This is a genomic window from Rhodopirellula sp. JB055 (assembly GCF_043100905.1).
GTDB lineage: Bacteria > Planctomycetota > Planctomycetia > Pirellulales > Pirellulaceae > Rhodopirellula.
This window is the reverse complement of sequence record NZ_JBICHO010000348.1, coordinates 1-3,994: the sequence shown is the minus strand read 5'-3', so window position 1 is coordinate 3,994 and position 3,994 is coordinate 1. Positions and strand designations below refer to the sequence as shown.

Sequence of the window (3,994 nt, the reverse complement as noted above, 5' to 3'; positions counted from 1 at the left end):
CCTGCTCGTCGCCCCACCTATTTCTTGGCTAATCCGGATAAATCTAAACTCCTTCCCGCCCCCACCGGTAGCGGTATTCGCATTATTTCGGATGTCTCTGCTCGTCGTCCTTCCGAATTCTTGGCGAATCCGGCTACGTCGAAACGGTCCCGCAACCAGCATTGCTCTTCCACCTGCTCTCAGAATAGGGTCATGAAGCGTCCGTCCAACAAGTACTCCTACCTCAAGCGACTCCCGCCTGAGTTTTATCGTGGGGATGCTTGTGTGCACTGGAGTCTTGTCATTCAAGACCGCAAACAAGGCTGGTGCAAACCGATTTTGCTCTACAAGTTTCGCGAGCTTCTAACCCACACCGCTTTTCGATACGCCATCGCTTGCCCGGTGTATTGCTTGATGCCAGATCACATTCATATGCTTTGGATGGGACTGTTTGAGAGCAGTGATCAGCGTCTTGCAATGCGTCACTTTCGCGACCGATTCAATGATGTGCTGGAGCGACTCCAGGTGGAGTTGCAGGGGCAGGCCTACGATGACGTTTTGCAGGATGAGGAATGCAAGGAAGAATCGATTGAGGCCGTCTGCGACTACATCGCTCGGAACCCGGAGCGTGCCGGTCTTGTGCCAATCGACAGCTATGCCGACTACAAGTTCACCGGGTGCTTGGTTCCCGGTTATCCCGAGTTAACTCCCTTCGCCGCCGACTATTGGACGCGATATTGGCGGATCGTTTCCTACCTGCGGTCCAACGGGTTGCAGCGAGACTCGTAGCCGGATTCGCCAGAATTCGGATGTTCCTCCGCGTCGTCCCTCCGAATTCTGGGCGAATCCGGCTACACCTCACCGCCCAAACAGCATTAAATCAGCGGCCAACGTCACTGGCATCGCAGTGGCGGTCTGCACGCGAGCGTTCTGCGAAAACCGCACGCCGCGATACGTCATCGCCATCGCGTCCGCAATCGCATCGCTGTCGAGGTCAACCTGCTGCTGCCACAGTCGATGTTCAACCAGCTTCAATCCGCTGGCGGCCATCTCGTCGACGACCTTCTCCCAGCGACTTCGGCGCTGCCCCGATTGCTGCACATGTTCGCGAAGTTCGATCAAGTCTTCTTCGCCAGGCACGGCAACGATCAGCTTTCCATCGTCCGTTAGCACGCGAGCGATTTCGGACACCGGCCGACGACCGAACAGTGACATCACGCATGACACACTGCCATCCGCCAAAGGCAGGGACCGGTCCGCATTGGCCCAGACCCAAGTCGCTTCTGGCCACCCGCGAGCGGCCAACTTGATCGCTTTCTTTGACAGATCAATCCCGCAGTAACTGCCTGGCGAATCGCCAAACAGAGCCGGCCCAAAGGTGCCTTCGCCGCAACCCAGGTCGATCGTCCTTGAGTTGCTGGCGTCGCTCCGAGTCGCCACCCAAGGACGCAACGCATCAATCAATCCGCTTGCATGTCCACGCTGAAGCCAACGATGACGAGCCAGCACCGCCGCATCCGCGTCGCCCGGTTGTTTGGACTTGCGATCCTGTGGCTGGGACAAGCTGTAATAGCCCTCGCGAGCCCGATCGAAGTGATGCCGCTTCTCACAGCGCAGCCCACCCTCCACCGGCGACAAAGCCAGCTCGCAATTTCGAACCGTACAACGCAACTCAAACAAACCTGTACATCCTTTTCATATCACTCTCACCCGTAGCCGGATTCGCCGGAATTCGGTTGTCCCGTGCCGTTTCCGGCTCGCGCTCATTCGAATTTTTATTCTCGGCAAACAAGGCTGCACCAGACAAGCGGGACACCACTGTAGGCCATGTCTCGCATGGCACCCAGCCGATGCTTCGAACGAAGCGAGGCGTCCAGCAATGCTCAATTCCTGCCCGCTGCATATCGTTCAGCCACCGAGAGCACAGAGTTCACCGAGATGAAATAGCGCACATCCTCCAAACCCCTTCTCGGTGCGATCCTTGATCTCTGTGGCAATCCACAAGCACGCTGCCGCCGCCGTCGTCGCTCGACAGCTGCTTTCATCCGAATTCTTGGCGAATCCGGCTACGTTCACTCGTCCCAACCCGCCGCGTTAGTTTTGAAGTTGCGTTTTTCTCAAAACCCGAAGCGTCAGCGAGGGAAAAACGATGTTGACTTCGCCTCGCTGACGCGTCGGGTTATGAAAAAGCCAATGCCTCACGCAAATGCGCAGCTTCGATAGGCGATGCCTGGGGCTATCTTAGAGCAACGGGCTCCTGCGAAAGTGGAACTCAGCCCGCAAAGTCGGCGGCTTCGATCCCCAGCGACTTCAGCTTGCTCCGCAGAGTCACGCGGCTGATCCCGAGCAGAGTCGCCGCCTTGAGTTGGTTGCCGGCCGTGTGTGTCAGCACTTGACGAAACAGTTGACGCTCGGCGATGGAGATGGCTTCTGCATACAAGTTGTCCGTCCCCGCCTCGAGCCGCTCAGCAACAAATTTTTCCGAGAGAAACTCTGGTCCCGAAGAGTTCCCTGCGTGTTCGCGAATGTCACCCAGGGGCGGCAAGAAATCCGGCAGCAAAACATTGCCGCGAGCAATCAGCAACGATTGTTTCATCACGCTTTCGAGTTCACGCACATTCCCGGGCCAGTGATACGCTCCCAGCACGTCCAACGTTTCCGGAGCGATCGTCCGAATGTCTTTTCCGAACTCGTTGCTGTAACGTCGCAGAAAATACTCGGCCAACACTCGCAGGTCGTCTCCACGTTCTCGCAGCGGTGGCAACTGGATCGTGACAACACTGAGCCGAAAATACAGGTCCGATCGAAACAGGCCTTCGGACACCAACTGTTTTAGGTCGTGATTGGTGGCCGCGATGATCCGCACATCGACCTGGATGGGCGTGTTGCCGCCGACGCGTTCAAACGTTTGATCCTGCAACACTCGCAGCAGCTTGGCCTGAGTCATCGGCGACATATCACCAACCTCATCCAAGAACAACGTGCCCCCGTCCGCCTGTTGCAGTTTTCCGATGCGTTGCCGGTGTGCGTCAGTGAACGCGCCTTTTTCATGACCAAAGATTTCGCTTTCCAACAAAGCGTCCGGGATCGCAGCACAATTGATTGCTTGGAATGGTCCTGTCGACCGAGCACTGTGATGGTAGATCGCTTGGGCGACCACCTCTTTGCCGGTCCCGCTTTCGCCCAGCAAGAACACCGTCAAGTTCTGCGACGCTACCCGGCCGATGGCTTTGTAGACCTCCTTCATCGCGTTGCAGCGGCCGACGATTGCATCCCCGGTCGATTCTTTCTCTTCATCGGATTCAGCGAGCACCGGTTGCACACGGACCATCCGGCTGAGCTTGAAGGCTTTGTCAAGCAGCGTTCGTATCTCGTCCAGTTCCAGTGGCTTGAACAAGTAGTCATAGGCGCCCAACTTGGTCGCTTCGATGGCCGACTGCACCGTACCGTGGCCCGTGATGAAAATGAACGGAACCCGCGCATCCAATTCACGCAACCGCTTGAACAGTTCCAAACCGCTGATGTCGGGCAAGCTCAAATCGATCACGACGACATCTGGCTTGGCATCCGTAAACAATCGTTCGCCTTCGGCACCGTCCTTGGCTGTCAACACTGAAATCGTTTCGCTCGAGAAAGCTCGAACGAACGCTTTGCAAATCGAGGTTTCATCATCAATGACTAAGAGACTTTGCATGAGACCTTGTCACTCGATGAGTCATGGGGACGGTCGTTCGATCGATCCGCCAACGGCAGCGTCAGTCGAAACTCCGCTCCCCCCTGAGTTCGATTCTTCCCAATCAAAGCTCCATGGTGCGAATTCGCAATCCGACGGCAAATCCCTAGCCCGAGACCGACGCCGGTCGGTTTGCTGGTTGAAAACGGGCTGAACAATTTCTCTAGCATGTCATCACGAATTCCATCGCCCGTGTCGACAACGGACACCGCGAGTTGGCCATCAGAAGCGACAGCACGAATCGTCACCTCGCCGCCATCGGGCAAAGCATCAAGCGAGTTG

General features: G+C 56.6%; 4 protein-coding genes. 1 reads left to right on the top strand and 3 read right to left on the bottom strand.

Annotated features, from left to right (window positions below):
• Window positions 1-192: 192 nt before the first annotated feature.
• Window positions 193-768: a hypothetical protein gene (locus tag ACF8AM_RS13910; protein WP_392556212.1), complete on the top strand. Its 576-nt coding sequence runs from the start codon at window positions 193-195 to the stop codon at window positions 766-768.
• 69 nt (window positions 769-837) lie between these two features.
• Here the strand turns inward: ACF8AM_RS13910 and ACF8AM_RS13905 are convergent, their stop codons facing one another.
• From ACF8AM_RS13905 to ACF8AM_RS13895, 3 genes are all read right to left on the bottom strand, one after another.
• Window positions 838-1,659: a methyltransferase domain-containing protein gene (locus ACF8AM_RS13905; RefSeq protein WP_392556211.1), complete on the bottom strand. Its 822-nt coding sequence runs from the start codon at window positions 1,657-1,659 to the stop codon at window positions 838-840.
• Window positions 1,660-2,251: 592 nt separating this feature from the next.
• Window positions 2,252-3,673: a sigma-54-dependent transcriptional regulator gene (locus tag ACF8AM_RS13900; protein ID WP_392556210.1), complete on the bottom strand. Its 1,422-nt coding sequence runs from the start codon at window positions 3,671-3,673 to the stop codon at window positions 2,252-2,254.
• Window positions 3,658-3,994 (bottom strand): ATP-binding protein (locus ACF8AM_RS13895; protein WP_392556209.1); only part of this gene is annotated, 337 nt, incomplete at its 5' end. The genes ACF8AM_RS13900 and ACF8AM_RS13895, both read right to left, overlap by 16 nt.